At 63.1% G+C, this 19,643-nt stretch carries 19 protein-coding genes and 1 tRNA gene; 8 read left to right on the top strand and 12 right to left on the bottom strand.

Annotated elements, in window-relative coordinates; translation table 11 throughout:
* Nucleotides 1-26: 26 nt before the first annotated feature.
* The 3 genes from ACE3OA_RS12065 to ACE3OA_RS12055 form a co-directional block, all read right to left on the bottom strand.
* Complete coding sequence (locus ACE3OA_RS12065) at nt 27-467, bottom strand: hypothetical protein (RefSeq protein ID WP_374311024.1); 441 nt, start codon at nt 465-467, stop codon at nt 27-29.
* Between the two features lie 171 nt (nt 468-638).
* The gene (locus ACE3OA_RS12060) at nt 639-1,274 is read right to left on the bottom strand and encodes a DsbA family oxidoreductase (protein ID WP_374311022.1); all 636 of its coding nucleotides are present in this window, start codon (nt 1,272-1,274) and stop codon (nt 639-641) included.
* Nucleotides 1,275-1,353: 79 nt separating this feature from the next.
* Nucleotides 1,354-2,181, bottom strand: coding sequence for a class I SAM-dependent methyltransferase (locus tag ACE3OA_RS12055; RefSeq protein WP_374311021.1), 828 nt, complete (start codon nt 2,179-2,181; stop codon nt 1,354-1,356).
* A 357-nt stretch (nt 2,182-2,538) separates the two neighbouring features.
* Between ACE3OA_RS12055 and ACE3OA_RS12050 the strand changes: the two genes are divergently transcribed.
* Complete coding sequence (locus tag ACE3OA_RS12050; protein ID WP_374311020.1) at nt 2,539-4,035, top strand: CoA-acylating methylmalonate-semialdehyde dehydrogenase; 1,497 nt, start codon at nt 2,539-2,541, stop codon at nt 4,033-4,035.
* Between the two features lie 79 nt (nt 4,036-4,114).
* Entirely contained in the window at nt 4,115-5,212 is a 1,098-nt protein-coding gene (locus ACE3OA_RS12045) for an extracellular solute-binding protein (RefSeq protein ID WP_374311019.1), read from the top strand.
* Between the two features lie 6 nt (nt 5,213-5,218).
* On the opposite strand, the gene ACE3OA_RS12040 is transcribed toward ACE3OA_RS12045, so the two are convergent.
* A complete protein-coding gene (locus tag ACE3OA_RS12040) occupies nt 5,219-6,097 on the bottom strand; it encodes a PAS domain-containing protein (protein ID WP_374311018.1) in 879 nt (292 codons plus the stop codon).
* A gap of 148 nt (nt 6,098-6,245) precedes the next feature.
* On the opposite strand from ACE3OA_RS12040, the gene ACE3OA_RS12035 reads away from it, so the two are divergent.
* On the top strand, nt 6,246-7,640 hold the full coding sequence (locus ACE3OA_RS12035) for an amidase (protein WP_374311017.1): 1,395 nt from the start codon (nt 6,246-6,248) through the stop codon (nt 7,638-7,640).
* Nucleotides 7,641-7,761: 121 nt separating this feature from the next.
* A complete protein-coding gene (locus ACE3OA_RS12030; RefSeq protein WP_374311016.1) occupies nt 7,762-8,127 on the top strand; it encodes a DUF983 domain-containing protein in 366 nt (121 codons plus the stop codon).
* Between the two features lie 7 nt (nt 8,128-8,134).
* Here ACE3OA_RS12030 and ACE3OA_RS12025 read toward each other — a convergent pair whose 3' ends face one another.
* Entirely contained in the window at nt 8,135-9,355 is a 1,221-nt protein-coding gene (locus ACE3OA_RS12025; protein ID WP_374311015.1) for an EAL domain-containing protein, read from the bottom strand.
* A gap of 54 nt (nt 9,356-9,409) precedes the next feature.
* Complete coding sequence (locus ACE3OA_RS12020; RefSeq protein WP_374311014.1) at nt 9,410-9,763, bottom strand: cupin domain-containing protein; 354 nt, start codon at nt 9,761-9,763, stop codon at nt 9,410-9,412.
* 238 nt (nt 9,764-10,001) lie between these two features.
* Here ACE3OA_RS12020 and ACE3OA_RS12015 point away from each other — a divergent pair, with 238 nt between their 5' ends.
* Complete coding sequence (locus ACE3OA_RS12015) at nt 10,002-11,417, top strand: MFS transporter (RefSeq protein WP_374311013.1); 1,416 nt, start codon at nt 10,002-10,004, stop codon at nt 11,415-11,417.
* On the opposite strand, the gene ACE3OA_RS12010 is transcribed toward ACE3OA_RS12015, so the two are convergent.
* From ACE3OA_RS12010 to ACE3OA_RS12000, 3 genes are all read right to left on the bottom strand, one after another.
* Complete coding sequence (locus ACE3OA_RS12010) at nt 11,414-12,073, bottom strand: glutathione S-transferase family protein (RefSeq protein ID WP_374311012.1); 660 nt, start codon at nt 12,071-12,073, stop codon at nt 11,414-11,416. The genes ACE3OA_RS12015 and ACE3OA_RS12010 overlap by 4 nt on opposite strands.
* Nucleotides 12,074-12,449: 376 nt before the next feature.
* Entirely contained in the window at nt 12,450-12,983 is a 534-nt protein-coding gene (locus tag ACE3OA_RS12005; protein WP_374311011.1) for an N-acetyltransferase family protein, read from the bottom strand.
* Nucleotides 12,980-13,924, bottom strand: a complete 945-nt coding sequence (locus ACE3OA_RS12000) for an N-formylglutamate amidohydrolase (protein ID WP_374311010.1) — start codon at nt 13,922-13,924, stop codon at nt 12,980-12,982. Before ACE3OA_RS12000 ends, ACE3OA_RS12005 begins: the two co-directional genes overlap by 4 nt.
* Nucleotides 13,925-14,197: 273 nt before the next feature.
* Between ACE3OA_RS12000 and ACE3OA_RS11995 the strand changes: the two genes are divergently transcribed.
* Together ACE3OA_RS11995 and ACE3OA_RS11990 are read left to right on the top strand one after the other, a co-directional pair.
* A tRNA-Val gene (locus ACE3OA_RS11995) sits at nt 14,198-14,272 on the top strand.
* A 196-nt stretch (nt 14,273-14,468) separates the two neighbouring features.
* Nucleotides 14,469-14,957, top strand: coding sequence for a PAS domain-containing protein (locus tag ACE3OA_RS11990; RefSeq protein WP_374311009.1), 489 nt, complete (start codon nt 14,469-14,471; stop codon nt 14,955-14,957).
* Nucleotides 14,958-15,059: 102 nt separating this feature from the next.
* Here ACE3OA_RS11990 and ACE3OA_RS11985 read toward each other — a convergent pair whose 3' ends face one another.
* On the bottom strand, nt 15,060-15,998 hold the full coding sequence (locus tag ACE3OA_RS11985) for a dihydrodipicolinate synthase family protein (protein WP_374311008.1): 939 nt from the start codon (nt 15,996-15,998) through the stop codon (nt 15,060-15,062).
* A gap of 122 nt (nt 15,999-16,120) precedes the next feature.
* Nucleotides 16,121-16,687, bottom strand: a complete 567-nt coding sequence (locus tag ACE3OA_RS11980; protein WP_374311007.1) for a TetR/AcrR family transcriptional regulator — start codon at nt 16,685-16,687, stop codon at nt 16,121-16,123.
* 170 nt (nt 16,688-16,857) lie between these two features.
* On the opposite strand from ACE3OA_RS11980, the gene ACE3OA_RS11975 reads away from it, so the two are divergent.
* Nucleotides 16,858-18,165, top strand: coding sequence for an MFS transporter (locus ACE3OA_RS11975; RefSeq protein ID WP_374311006.1), 1,308 nt, complete (start codon nt 16,858-16,860; stop codon nt 18,163-18,165).
* 6 nt (nt 18,166-18,171) lie between these two features.
* On the opposite strand, the gene ACE3OA_RS11970 is transcribed toward ACE3OA_RS11975, so the two are convergent.
* Nucleotides 18,172-19,599 (bottom strand): C69 family dipeptidase, encoded by a 1,428-nt coding sequence (locus tag ACE3OA_RS11970; RefSeq protein ID WP_374311005.1) that lies wholly within the window; start codon nt 19,597-19,599, stop codon nt 18,172-18,174.
* Nucleotides 19,600-19,643 lie beyond the last annotated feature (44 nt).

Below are 19,643 nucleotides of genomic sequence, written 5' to 3'. Positions count from 1 at the left end.
TCCGCTCAATCCGTCTTTGAATCCTCTCAGGCCGTTTTGGCCAGCGGCGTCCAGCCGAGTTCGTGATCGATATAGTTGAGCAGATTGAGCGTGGTCGGATAGGCTTCGCTGTTATGCGCGAGCTGTGCAGCCATTTCGGCGAGTGATCGGACTTCGGGCAGTTGCTGGCAATCGCCGCACAGGTAGGCCGCATATTCAGGACCGCCCTGCAACGCGGTACGCACGAGTTTCTGCCGCTCCGATACCCAGCGCAGGCGCCCGCCCAGATCCGACATGCGATCGACATTCTTCTTTGACCGGTCGATTTCCGCGCTCAGGATGCGCGAAATCCGACGGTAGGCGGTGTTCAGTGCTTCCAGCGCCTTAACCTCAAGATCGCTCTCGCTATCGGTGCGAATCAAAAGGCTGTCATCGCTATTGGATTTCAGTTCCTGAACTTTGCGGCGTGTGCCGTTTCCCTGTTTCATCGCAACCCCCAAGCTGCCTGATTGCAGGCGAAGGCGTCCATAAGCACTTCACCCGATAGACACATTCAGTAATACGGGGAGCGTGACTCCAGCGTGAAACCCGCCGTTGCGGGCTGGCTGGCTCGCAAAAATGCGTTAGTTTACTTGAGGATGGTCAGGACGGCGCGGCGCTCAGGATTGCCCGGCGATCTCGCGCAGGGCCCGCTCGAACACGTCGGCAGGCTGGCCGCCCGAGATCAGGTATTTCTCGTTAATGATGATGGCCGGAACGGCATTGATGCCCTGTTGACGATAGAGTGCCTGCCGCGCCCGCACTTCGGCGGCATAGCTGTCGCCGGCCAGGATGTCGCGTGCCCGGGTTTCGTCGAGCCCGACCGAGCCGGCAATCTTCGCCAGTGTCTCGTGATCCGACATCTTGGCGCCGTCGCTGAAATAGGCCTTGAACAGGGCATGTTTCAGCGCAGCCTGCTTGCCCTCCCCTTCGGCCCAATGCAGCAGGCGATGCGCGTCGAACGTGTTGTAGATGCGGCTGCTCTCATCCATGCGCATCTCGAAGCCGAGGGCGGCGGCACGTTCGCGGATCATGGCGCGGGTCTCAGCTGACTGCTCAGGTGTCGAGCCGTATTTCTCGCCGATATGCTCGACGATATTCTGCCCGTCCGGGCCCATATGCGGGTTGAGTTCAAAGGGCTGGAAGTGAAGATCGACATCAACTGTGCCTTCCAGGCGTCCCATTGCCGTCTCCAACGCGCGCAGGCCGATGATGCACCAGGGACAGGAGACATCGGAGACGAAATCGATTTTCATATTCTGGCTCATAGATCACCCGTGGAGCTGCGATCCCGCAGCATGTAGGCAAACCCCGCCCGATTGCAACGCCGCCCCCCTAGTCCGCGCGCAGGATCATCTCGACCGGCGCGATCAACCCTTTTTCCAATGCGGCCATGACATTCTTCAGCCGCTCTTTGGCCTGTGGCCCCATGATGACATGAAGGCCGAGGAGCGGCGGCCCATCCTGCGCCGCCTGCGCCCGCATCGCCGCCACTTTCTGCAGAACAGTGTCCCGCTGGTTGATTTCCGAATCCAGGCGGAAACCGGCTGCCGCCAGCCACTCCCGGTATTGCGCGGGCCCCGCGACGAAGCTGGTCTCGGGATGCTCCGACCAAGGCATCGGATAGGCAAGTGGCGTATCCCCCGTCAGCATGACGTCATAGACGGCGAAACGGCCGCCATTCTTCAACGCCCGCCGCGCCTCCCCGAATAATCTCGGCTTGTCGGCAATGTTCATGCCGACATGGATCATTATCGCGGCATCGAAAGACGCGTCGGTGAAAGGCATGGCGAGCGCGCTGCCTTCGCGGAAGGCGACCTTGTCGGAAAGATCGCAGCGCTCGGTCAGCAATTTGGCGAGCGATATGAACGAAGGCGTGAGGTCCAGCCCTGTCACCTCGCAGCCATGGCGGGCGGCGCAATAGCGAGCCGGCCCACCGATGCCGCAACCGATATCGAGCAGATGCTCGACCGGTGTGAGCTTGAGCCTGTCGGCGAGGCCGGCAGTCTGCGCCCGCCAACCGAGGTGAAACTCGTCAAGCTCCGACAGATCGTCGATGCTCAATCGCTCGACATCCTTTCCGGCGGCCTTCAGTGCGGCAAGAACGTTGCGCTCCAAATCCGTGCTGCCGTAGTGACGCACTACCTGCCGTTCGATATCCATGGCCGCTGCCCTCCATTTGGCCAAACATACGCCCTGACGGAAGTCACCAACGGCAATATTTTCGCGATCAAGGAACCGCCGCGCCCGCCACCGCTTTCATCGAACAGGCTGGCTATTCCGCGGTCATCGACCTGGTACGGGTCAATGATTTCGTCTGGCGCGGCACCGCACAAAAGAATGGCCAGTCCTACGGGGTCTCGGTTGACTGCACCGGGACGGTGGTCGGCTCGAATTAACGCCCGCACCATGTGCTCAAAATATTTAGCGGTTTGATTAAAATCTTGACCACGCCCCCGCCTGCACCTTATATCGGCGGTCAAAGGTGCAACAATCGATATGGATCGGGAGAGGGCGGCAATGCGGACCATCAATCATTTCATCGGCGGCAAGGAAGTGGCTGGAACCTCCGGTCGGACTGCCGACGTTTTCAACCCGGCGACCGGCGAAGTTCAGGCCAAGGTCGCCCTGGCGACGGTCGGTGAAGTCGACGCCGCGGTGAAGAATGCGCAGGCCGCTCATGCCGGCTGGGCCAATACCCCGCCGCTTACCCGCGCCCGCATCATGTTCAAGTTCAAGCAGCTCGCCGAAGACAATACCGACAAATTCGTCGCCATGATCACGGCCGAGCATGGCAAGGTCCTGTCCGATGCCAAGGGTGAGTTCACCCGCGGTCTCGAAGTGATCGAATTCGCCTGTGCTGCGCCTCAACTGCTCAAGGGCGAGTTCTGCGAGAATGTCGGCACCAATGTCGACAGCTGGTCGGTGCGCCAGCCGCTGGGCGTCGTTGCCGGCATCACGCCGTTCAACTTTCCCGCCATGGTGCCGATGTGGATGTTCCCGATGGCTCTGGTCGCCGGCAATTGCTTCATCCTGAAGCCGTCCGAGCGCGACCCCTCGGTCTCGAACATGGTGGCCGAGCTCCTCAAGAAGGCGGGCCTGCCCGATGGCGTCTTCAACGTCGTCCATGGCGACAAGGTCGCGGTCGATGCGATCCTGACCCATCCCGGCATCGAGGCGGTGAGCTTCGTCGGCTCCACCGCCATCGCAGAATACATCTACACCACCGGTACCGCGCACGGTAAGCGCGTGCAGGCCTTGGGTGGTGCCAAGAACCACATGATCGTCATGCCGGATGCCGATATGGACCAGGCAACCGACGCCCTCATGGGGGCTGGCTACGGTTCAGCCGGCGAGCGCTGCATGGCAATTTCCGTGGCAGTCGCGGTCGGCGACAAAGTGGGTGACACGCTGATCGAGAAGCTGAGCCCCCGCGTGCGCGGCATGAAGGTTGCGCCGGGCACCGACCCGGAGGCCGAAATGGGCCCGCTGGTGACCAAGCAGCATTATGAGAAGGTGAAAGGTTATGTCGACCAGGGCGTCGCCGAAGGCGCCAAGCTCGTGGTCGACGGCCGTACCTTGAAGCTGCAGGGATATGAGAACGGCTATTTCCTCGGCGGCTGCCTGTTCGACAACGTGAAGCCGGACATGAAGATCTACAAGGAAGAGATTTTCGGCCCCGTCCTCTCGGTCGTGCGCGTGCCCGATTACGCCAGCGCCGTGAAGCTGATCAACGACCATGAATACGGCAACGGCACCGCGATCTTCACCCGCGACGGCGATGCCGCCCGCGATTTCGCCTCGAAGATCAAGGTCGGCATGGTCGGCATCAACGTGCCGATCCCCGTGCCGATGGCCTTCAACAGCTTCGGCGGCTGGAAGCGCTCGCTGTTCGGCGACCACCACATGCACGGCATGGAAGGCATCCGCTTCTTCACCAAGCTGAAGACCATCACCGGCCGCTGGCCGACCGGCATCCGCTCGGGCGCCGAATTCGTCATGCCGACGATGAAATAAGCGCGCATTTCAGCGCATCTTTCTATCCGCGGCCGGATCGGTTAAACCCGATCCGGCCGTTTCTGTTTGTGGAGTCCCGATGCCGATCTCGCCTTTCCTGCAGGATACTTTCGCCCTGGCTCGCCGGCAGGGCTGGTCGCGCCGGCAGATGCTGGCGGCATTGACGGGCGCGGGAACAGCCGGCCTATTGCCGCGGTCCGCGCGCGCCGTCGCCGCCAAGGAACTGGTCTTTGCCAGTTGGGGCGGGGACGAGATCAAGAGCCTCACCCGTGCCTTCGGCAAAAGCTATGAAACGGCAACCGGCACCTCCATCGTCTTCGACGGCACCGGTCCTACGGAGGGCGCTATCCGGACGCTGGTCGATTCCGGCGACGTCACCTGGGACCTCTGCGACGCCGACGGCTTCACGGCCTTGCGCCTGGGGGCCTCCGGGCATTTGAGCGCCATCGACTACAAGACGGTCGATGCGACCAAGATCATGCAGCCCTTCGCTTTCACCCATGGCGCCGGCGGCTATACCTATTCCTATGTGCTGGCCTTCGATACCGAACGCTTCGCCGGCCGACCGCCATTGAGCTGGAAGGATTTCTTCGATACCAGGAATTTTCCCGGCGGCCGCGCCGTCTATCGCTGGATGAACGGCGCCTTCGAGGCCGCGATGATGGCCGGCAGCGATCGAGACACCAATCCCTATCCCATCGATATGAGCGTCGCCATCAACCGCATCGCGAAGCTTAAGCCCAATCTGCAGACCTGGGAAACCGGCGAACAGGTCCAACAGATGTTCGTCGACAAGACCATCTCCATGGCCTGCATCTGGCACACGAGGGCGGTTGCACTCGCCAAGGAGACCGAGGGCAAGATCGCCTTCACCTGGGCCGGCGGCATCCTGCATCCCGGTGTCTGGGTGGTGCCCAAGGGCAATCCGGCGGGCATCGATGCCTTCAAGCTCATCGCCCATATGCAGGATCCCGGCCGTCAGATCGAGTTCACCAACCTGCAGCGCGTCGGCCCCGTCAATCCGGCGGCGACCGAATCGATGCCCAAGGCGCTGCGCGATTATGACCCGACCCAGCCGGACAATCTCAGCCAGCAAGTGATCGTCGACAGCAAATGGTGGGCGGACAATTTCGACAAGGCCCGCGCCGAATTCGCGGACATGCTGCAACGGAACTGAGGCAGCTCAGGCCATCAGCCAGACGACGATACCGATGACGCCGAGCAGAAAGGCGCCGATGCCGAGCATGGCGGCGATCTGCCCCTCGCTCATCCTCGCCTTGGCCGGCGGATCCCATCCCTGATAACCGGGCATGCGCTTTTGCATGACGCCGAGCGATTCACGAATGCTGGACAGCGCCGTGTTGGGTGCCACCGACATGGTGGCATGGGCGATGCCGGCCTGCTGCGCGCTGATGCCATGCTGCGTCGCGACTGCGGAGAGGTCCTGCGCGATGTCGGCGCCGGCCTTGGCGGGGTCGTGCAGCAGGTTATAGAAGCCGCGCGACGGGTTCGAGAGAATGCCATCATGCGCATTGCCGGAAAGCGTCTCGCCGACGCTACGCTCGAAGGCGGCGATCGCTTCGACACCCATGCCTGCGAGGCGCTTGGTATCGCTGAGGCCACCGATCTCGATCGTGGTGAGGTCGAGCGATTCACGCGCCTGGGCGGCGGCGAGTTCAACGAGGCGCAGGAACTGGCCTTCATCCGCCATCACGACGGGCAAATCGAGCTCGTCGAGCCCCTCGGCATTGCTGGTATCGCGGCTGAACATCAGCCAATGATCGTCGCTGGTCCTGCCCGCTTGGGCTTCCATCGCATAAGGGCGGATGCTGCCGGCGGTCTGCAGCGAGATGAGGGCAGCGCGCTTTGCCCGCGGCCGGTGCAATTGCCCCATGAAGCGGCGAAAATGCGGCCTTTCCTCGCCAGAGATAAAGGAAAATATCGAGCGGCCAATGAGACTCTGCAGGCTGGCACCCAGATGCTCGCTGCAGGCACCCCGGCCCTCAAGGATGCGGCCATCCTTGTCGACCAGGAAGGAAAGTTCCCAGATCCCCTGGCTCATACTTCCAACAACCTCATCGCCCCGACGCCCCCACCAACCGAATGAAATTTGCTGCGACGCGCAACGCCAATGCAGCATTGAACAACGTGCCGCAACCATGCAGGAATAGCCTTTATAGAAAGTTAATCATATTGGCAGGGGCAGGCTTATGCAGGACGATCTCGCCTTTCTGACGGCGGTGGAATTGGTGGCTCTCTACCGGGCACACAAATTGTCCCCGGTCGAAGCGACCGAAGCAGCACTCGCCGCCATCGATCGGCACAACTCAAGCCTCAATTCCTACTGCGTCGTTGATCACGAGAATGCCCGCGCAATGGCGCGCGCGTCGGAAGCGCGCTGGCAGCGCAACGAGCCGTGCGGCCTTGTCGACGGCGTGCCGGTCTCGGTCAAGGATCTGGTCCTGACCAGGGGCCTGCCGACCCTGCGCGGCTCGCGCCTGGTGGACCCTACGCAAAGCTGGAACGAGGACGCACCGAGCAGCGCAAGCCTGCGCACTCACGGCGCCGTCATCCTGGGCAAGACGACCACGCCGGAATTCGGCTGGAAAGGTGTGACCGATTCACCGCTCACCGGCATTACGCGCAATCCCTGGAATCCTGAGATGACGCCGGGTGGATCGAGCGGCGGTGCTGCCGTCGCTGCCGCCACCGGCATGGGTGCCCTCCATATCGGTACCGATGGCGGCGGATCGATCCGCATCCCGGCAAGCTTCTGCGGCATCGTCGGCTTCAAGGCGACCTTCGGGCGGGTTCCGGCCTTCCCGCTGTCCCCCTTCGGCAGCCTCGCCAATGTTGGGCCGATGACCCGCTCGGTCGCCGACGCAGCCTTGATGTTCTCCGTCATCTCGCGCCCCGATCCGCGCGATTGCTATGCATTGCCGCCCGAACCGGCCGATTTCCACGAGACTCTGGGCGGCAACATCGCCGGCTGGCGCATCGCCTATTCGCCGACGCTTTCCGGCGCCGAGGTCGATCCTGAAGTCGCCGCCAGTGTCGCCAAGGCGGCACGGGTGTTCGAAGGGCTGGGCGCCAAGGTCGAGCTGGTGGAGCATGTGCTGGATCCCAGCCTCCTCACCTTCCAGACGCATTGGTTCGGTGGGGCTGCCTTCCTGGTCAGTCAGTTTCCGGCGGAGAAGCAGAAACTGCTCGACCCCGGCCTTGCCGAAGTCGTTGAAATGGGCCGCCGCATTTCACTGATGGACCATCTCGCCGCCGTGAAGGCACGCGAGGCCATGGGCACAACCATGAACCAGTTCCATCAGCGCTACGATCTGTTGCTGACACCCACCATGCCCATCCCGGCCTTCGCCGCCGGCCATGCCTTCCCGCCGCAGCGCGCCCGCCAGCAATGGTCGGATTGGACGCCTTTCACCTATCCCTTCAACCTCACCCGCCAGCCGGCAATCTCCGTCCCCTGCGGCTTCACCTCCACCGGCTTGCCGATCGGCCTGCAGATCGTCGGGCCGCTTTATGGCGACCGGGCCGTTCTCAATGCCGCGCGCGCCTTCGAGCAGAGTCACCCATTCAAGCGGCCAAACCTTTAATCACATTCATTTTTTGGTGTGCGATTGCAGGTGACAATCAGCCGCATGGCGATCGCGCGCGGGGCCAGTATGTTTTGGCGCAATGCTTTAGCGCGTTAGTAGGTTAAAGGATCACGGACCCATGGATTCGATCGAGGCGCCAACCACCTGGACCACCTCCTTCATGCGCGGCTGCCGGCGTAAATGCCCGCGCTGCGGCGAAGGTGCGATGTTCCGTGGCTATCTCTCCATCGCCGACCATTGCAGCGCCTGCAAGCTGCCGTTCGAACCCCTGCGCGCCGACGACGCCCCGGCCTACTTCACCATCGCCATCGTCGGCCATATCGTGGTGAGCGGTCTCCTGATGCTGGAAAGCTACGCGCATCCGCCGACCTGGGTGCAGCTCGCGATCTGGCTACCCAGCACCGCGATCATGTCCCTGGCCATGCTGCCCTATCTCAAGGGTGCCGTGATGGCGGCGATCTATTGCTCGAACAAGGACGCCTGAAGCGCTCCTAGAGCGGCTGGCGATGCCAGCCTTGCACCCAGCCTTCGATCTCTTCACCAGGCATTGGGCGGGCGACGTGATAGCCCTGCATCTCGTCGCAGCCCAAGTCGCTCAGCAGCTGCCAATCTTCCGGCCCCTCAACCCCTTCGGCCACGGTCTTGAGGCCCAGTTGCTTGGCCAGCTTCAGTGAGTATTCGAGCACGCCGAAGAATTGCGGCTGGTCGAACACGCCGGTTACCAGCGCCTGGTCGATCTTCACTTCGGTGAAAGGTGTCCGCGCCAGCTGCTCCGGCGTCCCCATGCCGGTGCCGAAATCATCGATCGACAGGCCGAAGCCCATGATGCGCAACCGCGCCAAGGCTTCGAGCGATGCGGCGAGGTCCGTGATGGCGGAGGTCTCAGTCACTTCGAGCACGATGCGCTCATGCGCTACGCCGTGCTGGCGGGCCAATTCCGCGATGCGCTCCGGCAGGCCCGGTTGGTTGAGGGCATTCTCCGTCAGATTGACCGAGACCGCGATCTCGATGCCGGCGTCACGCCAGACGCGCGCCCAGGCGATCGACTTTTCGAGTACCACGTCGGTGATGCCGTCGATGAGGCCTGTCCGATCAGCCAGCGGAATGAAAGCACCTGGCGGCACCAGCCCGCGCTCCGGATGGCGCCAGCGGATCAAGGCTTCCACCGCCGTGACGGCACCGTCTTCGCGCCGCACGCGCGGCTGGAAATGTGGCACGAATTGCTTGTCGGCGATGGCGTGGCGCAGTTCCTCAACGGTGAGATGGACTGAGCGCGGCCTCAGCAGCGGTGCGGCTGCGCGGCGGGCCACCAGCCGCACGATGAGCGGCCGCAGACTCTCCGGACTGATGGGGCGCCGCACATGGCCGGCAAATTCGATGCCGAAGCCGCGCGCCATTGTCTCGACAGACCGGACGATCGCCTCTTCCAGTGCCGTGGCGATGACCAGATGGCCGGCCAGCCGTCGTTCGGCGACCCGGCGCACGAATTCGACACCGTCCATGCCGCCGGCGCTGTCACCGGCTCTGATATCGGTGATGACCAGATCGACCGGGCGTTCCTGTGCTTCAAGGAGGATCAGCGCGTGCCCCGGCGTTTCCGCTTCCAGCACCTCGCCGGCACCGCTGTCGCGCACCATCTTGGCGGCCATGCGCCGGGTGATGTTCTGCTCATCGATAATGAGCACGCGCAAGCCGGTGGTCAGATCAGCCATGCCGGCCTCACGACCCCGGCCACATGGCGCCCGGCATCGTCATGCCCCACATGGTCATACCTTGGGCTCGAAGATCACGTACCATTTCTTCACCGCCTCGATCGTTTCCCAGCTGCCGGTAAAGCCTTTGGGAATGACGAAGGCGTCACCCTTCTGAAAAGTCTCGGCGACGCCCTCGACATTGGTGAGAACGGCCTTGCCGGCAAGGATCGCGCAGAATTCTTCTTCGCCGTAGCTGACCTGCCATTTGCCGGGCGCGGATTCCCAGATACCGGCGAAGAACTGCCCCGTCTGGTCCGTATAGTAGTTCTGCAGCTTGGTGCTTGGGTTGCCGCTGATGACATTGCCCGGCATGCCGGTCTCGATGGCAGGCGGATTACTGCCGAACCGGATCAATTTGACGCCCATGCGATTCCCCCGAATTGCGCCCATATTTGCGCCCAGACTTGCACTGGGGATTTCTAGCACCATCGGCGAGACTACGCCACCAGCGCCACGCCACACGCAATGACGGCAATAGTTATCGTCCAGCCCATCGGCCCAGCCATGCATGAAAGCATGGCTGCCCAGCACGACCGGGACTTTGACGGCAATGTGCTACCCTTTTACAGTCCGGCCCCCGACTGATACTTGCAAGGATCGCAGCATGTCTTCGCCCACCCAAGCCGAACCCGCCAGCACCTGGCGCAGCCTGTTCGGCCACGGGCTCGGCCTCTATGTCATCATGCTCAATCTCGGTATCGGGCTCCATGCCCTCGATGTCTTTGTCGTCTCGACCGTGATGCCCGATGTCGTGCGCGATCTCGGTGGGGCGCATTACTATGCCTGGTCGACCATGCTCTACATGGTGGCCTCGATCATCGGTGCAGCGGCAACGGCACCGGTGCGGCTGCGCTTCGGCGGGCGGCGCGCCTATTGCGCCGGCGCCATCCTCTTCCTCATCGGCTCGATCGGCTGTGCCGCATCACCGCGAATGGAGCTGTTCGTTCTTGCGCGTTTCATCCAGGGCCTCGGCGGCGGGATCGTGCTGTCGCGTTCCATGGCGATGGTTGGCGAACTCTTTCCCGAGCCACTGAAAAAACCGCTCCTGGCACTCATCTCCTCGACCTGGGGGGTGGCGGCCCTCATCGGCCCGGCGCTCGGCGGCACATTCGCCGAGATTGATTTCTGGCGCGGTGCCTTCTGGTTCAACCTGCCTTTCGTGCTGGGATTTCTCGGCGTCGCCCTGGCCCGGCTTCCGGCCGACAAGCCGCAGCCGGGCGAAGCGCCGCAATTCCCCTTTGGCCGCCTGGCTTTGCTGACGGCCGGTGTCATGTGCGTTGGTGTCGCCAGCGAAGGTGCCAATCTGGCGGCCCGCATCGGCCTCATCGGCCTGGCGCTGCTGCTCGTCTTCGTCACCTTCCTACTCGACCGGCGCGGCCTCAGCCGCATCTTTCCAAGCCAACCGCTTTCCTGGTTCACCACCACCGGCACCGGCTACTGGGCGATGTTCCTCGCGTCGATGACGCATACGGTGATCGGCGTGTTTCTGCCGCTGGCGCTGCAGGAACTGCATGGTCAGACGCCCATCGTCGCCGGTTACATGATGGCCGTGCTGGCGATCGGCTGGACCGCGGCCTCGGTCTTCACGGCGAAATGGCAAGGTCCTGCCGCCACCACGGCCATGATCTGCGGCATGAGCTTCTGCACCGTCGGGCTCGCCTCCCTCGCCTTGGGCGTCGCCAGCCTGTCACCCTATGCCATCGCAGCGCTCAACGCGCTGGTCGGCATCGGCCTTGGCAGTTCCAACCTGCATGTGGTGGCAGCGGCGATGCGCCACGCGGCCAAGGGTGAGGAATCGATCACCGCGTCGTCCATCCCCACCATACGGTCGCTCGGCATCGCCTTCGGTGCGGCGGCGGCAGGCGCCATCGCCAATGCCTCGGGCCTCACCGATGCGCTGGTGCCGGCGGACGTCGCCCGCGCCGTGACTTTGGTTCTCAAGGTGGGAACGCTGGCGCCGCTCTGCGGCCTCGTCTTCGTGCTCCGCTTCGTGGTGCTGCTGAAACGGCAGCGGGCCTAGCCAAGGCGCGGTTTGCAGCGCGCCCAGGCGGCGCGGCGCGACAGGCTGATCCACCAGCGCGACAGGCGCGTCGACGTACCCAGCACGCCCTTTCCTTCCGGCGTCGCCATCAGATAGCCGGCGATCGGCAGCAGCATGATGTCGGCCAGGCTGAGATCGCGGCCGATGAGGAATTCGGAACGTTCGCCGTCATGGGACAGCAGGGAGAGCTGCTCGATGGCATAGAGCGCATCCTGCATCGCCGGCACGATGCGCGTCACCAGGTTGAGATCCGGGGCACCCCCCAGGAACGGCACGAACAGGCGCTGGGCGATCACGACGCCGACAGCCGAGGGGCCGAGATGGGCGCGGATCACCGCCATGATCTGGGTCATCAGCGCCCGGTCGCGCGGGGCTTCCGGCTGCAGGATCGGGCCAGGAAAGCCCTCATCGACGTAACGCAGGATCGCCTCGAGGTCGAACAGCATCAGCCCGGCATGCGAGAGAGTGGGCTGGCGCTCGCAAAGATAGGTCAGGAGCTCGGCAAGGCGAAATCCGCCCGCTTTCAGCAGATCCGGCTCCTGGACGCTGTAGATGAGCCCTTTTTCTTCGCATGCCAGCCGCGCGGCCGCCACATGGGTGCCGTTGAGGGGGCCGGAAAGTAGGACTTCGCTCATGACGGGGACGTTACCGGGGTGTGGCGGGCCGAGCAATCCCACCCGAATGATCCTTTGGACCGCTCCGGGAAAGCTGCCATTTGTCAGGGGATTAGCGCCTGACTCTATACTCTACTCACTTTATAGTGTTGCATAGCAGCAACACAAAATTTGCCAATTTTTTCAGCACGATGACGCTTAATTAACCAGTGCCTGAATACTTGACATTGCACTGCAAAATCGCCATCTTTGCCTTGCGACAACGCATTTCTCCCCTGACAGGCGTTGTCGCAAGGCGCCCCTCATGGGCGTTTCCTCCCAGAACTTGGGCCGTGCCGTTTGGCACGGCCTTTTTTTCTGCCGCCGATCTAAATCCGCGGAAACGCTGGCCAAATCGTTAATTTGTCGGAGTATTGCTGGCGCCGGGCCCGAGGCTTCGCTGCATTAGCACGCTGTCGACCCAGCGGCCGAATTTGAGGCCGACCGCCTTGAAGGTGCCCGTCATCTCGAATCCCATCGCCCTGTGCACCCCGATCGAGGCGTGATTCGCCGAATCGCCGATGACGGCGATCATCTGCCGCTTGCCAAGCGCGGTGGCGTCCTCGATCAGCCGTGCAAGCAAGGCCCGGCCCAGCCCTTTCCCAACAAATCGCGGGTCGAGATAGATCGAATCCTCGACCGTGAACCGATAGGCGGTCCGTGGGCGGTAGGCGCCGGCATAGGCATAGCCGGCAATCTCCCCGGAAGCGCCCTTCGCCACGACATAGGGCAATCCCGCCTCGGCGATGGCCTGCCAGCGGCGGGTCATCTCGGCAAGGTCCGGCGGCGTCTCCTCGAAACTGGCAAGGCCGGTACGGACATGATGGGCGTAGATGCGCTGGATCGCGTCGAGGTCAGCTGCGACCGCCGGCCGGATCGAAAACTGGCTCATGTCTTCAGCAGCTCCGCCACCTTGTCGCTCAGCATCGCAATGAGCCCGCTCATCGTCGCCTGCACCATGGCAAACCCGGCGCTGCGCTCCAGCGAGCGCTCGTTGACATAGAGCGCGCGGTTGATTTCCAGCTGCAGCACATGGATCCCCGTCGCCGGCCGGCCGTAATGCTGCGTCACGTAACCACCCGAATAGGGGCTGTTGCGCCGCATATTGGCCCCGCCGGCGCGCAGGAAGGCATCGACCGCCGACGTGATCGCCGGCGCGCAGGACGCGCCGAAGCAATCGCCCAGCACATAATCGACCCGACCGCTGCCCGAGCCCAGACCCGTGGCGGCATAGCGATGATCGGCCGTGCCGCCGACCGACGGCATGGAATGGCAATCCAGGATGAGGCAGGCACCGAATGCCGCCACGGCCTCGTTGCACAGCGCATTGAGGGCGGCGTGATAGGGCCGGTAATAGCCGGCAAGGCGCGCCTCAGCCTCGGCAAAGGCCAGCTTCCGGCGATAGATCTCGCGGTCATTGGCGCCGAGCCGTGGCACCACGCCGAGGCCGGCCGCGACCCGGGGCGAGGCGGTATTGGCGCCGGCCGGCAGGCGGTCGCTGAACATCGCCGGGTCGAGCTCCAGCGGCTCGCGGTTGACGTCGCAGAAGCTGCGCGGAAACAACGCCGCCAGCAGCGGCACGCCATGCCCGGGCGCCGCCGCAACCAGTTCGTCTACATAACAATCTTCCGAAAGACGCAATTCCTCCCGCGTCAGTCCGGTGCTGGCCAGGAAGTCCGGCGGATAGTGTTGGCCCGAATGCGGCGAGGCGATGATCAGCGGGGCCCGCCACACTTGGGGACGGACCAGATTCAGGATGGCTTGGCCGGCAGCGACGGAATCGAACTCCGTCTCGGCGCCGGCCGGCTCGCGATGAAAGTCACCGTTTGGCATCCCACCAAGCTTTAGTGATTTTTCCACCCGCTGTCACGGGCGCCGACGGCAAAAAGCGCGATATCCGTGCTCTTTTCCGAGCTCGGCCGCCCTTGGAGCGAGCCGCCCCATCCTCTTTATTTACCTGCGGAAATCATCACCCCACGGCCAAGGCTTGCATTCCCGGTACGAGGATGCTATTTGCCGGGCCGCCGATCGAACGGGCCTTCCCAAACGCAGCCCGTTCGCGCGCACCACCCCCGGAATCCAGGCGGGCAAGGGCGCAGGTCAGGCGGGCGCGTAGCTCAGCGGGAGAGCACTACCTTGACATGGTAGGGGTCACAGGTTCAATCCCTGTCGCGCCCACCATTTTTCCCTGAAGACACGCCCTATTCCGCCCAGGAATCGCGCCCGGGCAACGCGCTTCCCCACTATAGTTAATGAAAGCCTTACGGCCGCGGATAGCGACCAATTGCTACGCTCTCTTTTCCATCCGATTGCGTATGCTGACAATGGTGGCGGGTGAGCGAACCGTCAGATCTGCACCATGTCTCCAGGGCGCCTCATGTCAGCCATAGGTCGATCGCCGAACTATCCCAGAAAGACGTCGCTCGATTTCCTCGAGCATTGCTCACCGCGGGTCGCTTCCTTCTATCGCTATTGGGACAACAAGCGGCAGGGTCGGAAGATGCCGTCCCGCGCGGATCTCGATCCGATCGAGATGAAGCCGTGGCTGCCGGGGATTACGCTGATCGATGTCTTCCACAACCCGCGCCGGCTCGTCTACCGCCTGGTCGGCACCAAGCTCATCGAACTGCGCGGTCGCGACGTCACGGGCATGACCGTCGAGGAGGGCTTTATCGGCGCGTCGCTGGAGGATGTGCTGGAGAACTACCGCCTCGCCATCGAGGACAAGACACTGGTCTACGATTGGGACCCGCTACCCTCCCCCGATGGCTGGCTCCGCGAGCCGGAGGGGCTGCTGCTGCCGCTCTCGAGCGACGGCGAAACGGTCGACAAGGTCATCATCTATTCGGAAGTGATCCGAAAATAGGGCGTGCGACCGCGCTCAAAATGCAGAGCGCCAAAAGCAAAAAGGACAGTGCCGGCACGGCACTGTCCTTCATCGCATGTCGGCTGAGAAGAAGTGTCGCGCTTACTTCCTGCCTTCCCAGTTGGCGTACCAGGCCTTGAACAGCTTCAGCTGGCTTTCGGCGAAATGCTTCTGGCTGGCCGAAAGCTCATCGCTGGCGTTGAAATGCAGCGTGAATTCCGGGCTGCCTTCCAGCACCATCATGTATTTGTAGAAAAGGACCAGATCGGGCCCCTCGTCGAAGGTCGACAGGACCATGAGCGCACGTTCCAGCTCCAGGGCCTGGTTGCGCGCCTTGGCATCGCCCGTCGCTGCCTTCTCGCACAGTTCGACGAGATGCAGCACATGCTTGGGCAGCACGTTGCCGATGCCGGTGATGGCACCGGCCGCACCGCAATTGACGAAGCCGTGGAAGACCTGCGTGTCGACACCGACCATGAGTGTCAGCGACTTGTCGCGGCTGGTGATGTGCTGGGCGGCGTAGCTGAGCGAATCCGCCCCGCCGAATTCCTTGAAGCCGACCAGGTGCGGGTACTTGGCCTGCAGGTCGAAGAAGAGATCGGCCTTGGTCTCGAAGCCGTAATAGGGGCTGTTATAGATGACGGCCGGCAAATCGACCGCCGCCTCAAGGATGCCGGCGAAATGCGCGCGCTGCGCCGCCGTGACGGGTCCGCGCGACAGCACGCGCGGGATGATCATCAGGCCCTTGGCACCGACCTTTTTGGCATGCGCCGCGAGCGCGGCGGCGCGGGCCGGGTTCTGGGCGCCCGTACCGACGATGACCGGAATACCGGCCGCGACTAGCTTCTCAACGCCTTCCATGCGCTGCTCGTCGGTCAGCAGCGGCCAGTCACCCATCGAACCGCAATAGACCACGGCCGACATGCCGGTCTTGATCAGTTCCTGGGCTTTCTTCACCAGGGCCGCGAAATCCGGGGTCCGGTCAGGCTTGCAGGGGGTCATCAAAGCCGGGATGCAGCCCCGGAACACATTGCCGTTCAAGATGGTATCTCCTTATCAATGCGAGTCGCGCCGGATTGTATACAATCTGGCGCCGGATAAGGCCACCTGTTAGTCAAAGGAAGAAAGAAGAGGATCTAAATCCTATTATTTGCAATGACGCCTCAATGTGCGATGGCGGCCGGCAAGGTATCCAGGATTTCGGTCGAGAGGTCCGGCTGCGTCTCGGCAGTGGCACGGGCCAGGATCATGCCCCCCACCAGCGTCGCCACGGTGATGATGGCTTCCGCGCGGACGGTTTCGGCATCTGCCGCGGGCGCCGTCCGGCGCAGCAGGCCCTCGATACCGGCGATATAGGATGCGATCCCCTCGGCGAACTTGGCCTGCACTTCCCTTTCCTGATGCGTGATCTCGCTGCCCAGCGCCACCATCGGGCAACCGCCGTCGCGCCGGTCGCGATGCGCCTTGGTGAAATAGCGCGCGACATAGCCGGCAAGATCGGAATCTGCCTCGACCCGCGCCAATCCTTCGTTGAAGGCCGCCGAGCAAGCTTCGGCCGCCAACGCGTCCTTCGATTTGAAATGGCCGTAAAATCCGCCATGCGTGAGGCCGGCCGCCTGCATGATCTCGGCGACGCCAACACCGCTGAGGCCTCGGGCGCGGAACAGATTGGCCGCTGCCTGCACGATCGCGGCACGGTGTTCCGCCGCCTTTTCCCGCGTGACCTTCATCGCACTATCCTCACCAAGACGGTGGCGAATACCCTGACGGCGCCATGGCTATCATGACGATCATCATGTTTATTTGCAAAGCTCGTATCTAATAAGTACGTTTGGCGTACTTGCTCGACCCCGATATCTATCACCCTACTTTGCGAGCGTTCAAATAGCAGGAAGCCGCCATGATCTCCAACGTTCTTGCCGCAGCGCTGGCGCGCCGGCAGATCCATTACGGCTGGGCCGTCGCCGGGACAACCTTCCTCACCATGCTGGTGACGGCGGGCGCCATGGGCGGTCCGGCGGTGCTGCTCGTTCGCCTGCAGGATGAATTCGGCTGGACCAACTCCGACATCTCGACAGCACTTTCGGTGCGCGTGGCTCTTTATGGATTGATGGGTCCCTTCACGGCGGCCCTCATGAACAAGTTCGGCGTGCGGCGCATGATCCTCACCTCGCTCGCCTTCATCGTCATCGGCCTGACCGCCTCGCTGGCGATGACGCAGCTCTGGCAATTGACCCTGCTCTGGGGCGTGGTGCTGGGCCTTGGCACCGGCATGACGGCGATCGTGCTGGGTGCCACGGTGGCAACGCGCTGGTTCACCCAGCGTCGTGGGCTGGTCATCGGCCTGCTCACCGCCAGTTCGGCAACCGGGCAGCTCGTCTTCATCCCGCTCTTCAACCACATCGCCGAAACCACCGGCTGGCGCTGGTCGATTGGCCTGCTTTGCGTCGCACTCGCCGCGGTGGCGCTGATCGTTGCCGCCATCATGCGCAATCGGCCGTCGGATATCGGGCTGTTGCCCTATGGCGATGACGGCAGTTCGGTGGCGGGTGCAATTGCCGCGCAAAACGCCGCGGCGTCGACCTCCATCGCCTTCGCCGCCTTGCATGCCTTGAAATCAGCGTCGCGCTCCTGGGTGTTCTGGGTGCTGGCTTTCACCTTCTTCATCTGCGGCACCAGCACCAACGGCCTAATCCAGCCGCATCTGGTGCCGTTCTGCCTCGATTTCGGCGTGCCGACGCAAACCAGCGCCAATCTTCTCGCCATGATGGGCATCTTCGATTTCATCGGCACCGTGGCCAGTGGCTGGCTCTCCGACCGCTTCGACAATCGCTGGCTGCTGTTCTGGTATTATGGCTTGCGCGGCCTGTCGCTGCTCTATCTGCCGGCGTCGGATTTCACCTTCGTGGGCCTCTCCATCTTTGCCGTGTTCTACGGCCTCGACTGGATCGCGACCGTGCCGCCGACGGTAAAGCTCTGCGCCGAACGCTTCGGCCGCGAGCGCGCGACCCTGATCTTCGGCTGGGTCTTCGCCGCCCATCAATTGGGCGCTGCGGCTGCTACCAAAGGTGCCGGCTGGTCACGAACCGAGCTCGACACCTATCTGCCGGCCTTCTTCACCGCCGGGGCATTGTGCATCGTTGCCTCCATCCTGGTGATCACGGTCAAGAAGCAGGCCAAGCCCGCACAGATCGCGGTAGCGGAGTAACGCCCCTTACCAGATCTGCGCGGCGGATTTCGGCATCATATCGGTATTGATGCCGAACAGCGCCCGGGTGCGGGCTTCGATGCTGCGTGCCAGCGTCTCGCCGAGGTCGAGGGCCGCCAGCAATTCGGTGCGGCAGTAATAGGTGAGGAAGGCCGCTGCGCGTTCCGGCTTCCGGGCATCGATCAAGGTCTGCGCCGTATCGATGATGGCGGGGCAATCGGCCACCAGCTTGCGTTCGATCGCCTCCCAGACTGCCGTCACTTCCGGCCGGAACAGATCGTCGTGCTGGGCCACCAGATAGAGCAGCCGCTTGAAGACCGCCGTCGCCGAACGCGTGGCTTCGATCCCCTGCGGCACGGCGGAAAGGACCGCCTGCCCGTGCCGCAGATCGACAAAGCGCGCCGACTCGCCTGCCGTCAGATAGCGATGCTGTCGATATTCCTCCGGCACTTGCGTGACGCCCATGAAAACCGGGGCAAAAGGCGCTGCGACGGCACCGACCTGCGTATGCCATAGCATGCGCAAGTCAGTCGGAACCTCGCCATAGAGCGGCACGACCTGCCCGTAGCCGGCCGTATCGCCGGTGAGCTTCTCGGTGCGCACGGCCCAGAAGATGTCGGCAATGCCGATTTTCTCCGGCCGTTTTGCGCGCCTTGCCATCTCGCCCTCGATCCATTGCGCGCCGGCCCAGGGCCCCTTGCCGTCACCGTAGATCTTGTTGAAGTCGAAGGGTTGGCCTGCCGCGGCATCGAACCAACCCTGTTGAACCGCAAAGGAAACCAGATTGGGAGAATAGAGAAAGTCCGGATGGTCCGACTGATCCACCGGAATGACACCGATATAGCCGGGCCGCGAGGCGCGGATGCTGTCGGGACCAAGCAGTTCCGCCGCCCACAACCCCTTGCCGCCAGAACACTCGATCACCACCCAGGCCTCATCCGCATCGGCGATGAGATGCGAATTGCCGCCGTAATCGGCATAGCCATGACGCGCGATCAGATCGGCGATGATCTCGACACCCTCCTGCGCCGTTCGCGCCCGCTCCAGCACGATGCGCGCCAGGTCGCTGTAATTCGGGCCGGTCTGGTCCCTGGGCGTCATGGCAATCAGCGCATCGCGCGAGGTCGACCAGATATCGCGCACGGCAACGCCATATTCGTTGAGGCCGCCATTGGTGAGCGGCGCCGGCACGCCGAGATAATAGGAATAGCTGACGCGGATATTGCGCGCCGTCTCCGCTACCTGCGGTATCTCGCTGAGCACACCCCGCATCTCGGCCTGCGGCGTCACCCCGACCGTGATCGCGGTACCGTCCGCATGATGCGCGCGCGGCACGATCTCCAGCCAATGGCTCGACGGCTCATCGCCATAACCGGCAAGATAGCCGAGCCCATCCGCCGTCAGGTTCTTGCCGATATAAAGTCCATAACTCATCCCGCCCTCGCGCTCCGCTTCGAAGCTTTTAGAGCATGCGACGG

Origin of the sequence: Dongia sp. (assembly GCF_041906375.1) — a bacterium.
Classification (GTDB): Bacteria; Pseudomonadota; Alphaproteobacteria; order Dongiales; family Dongiaceae; genus Dongia.
The sequence above is the reverse complement of the archived record's forward strand: the minus strand, read 5'-3'. Positions and strand labels throughout refer to the sequence as shown.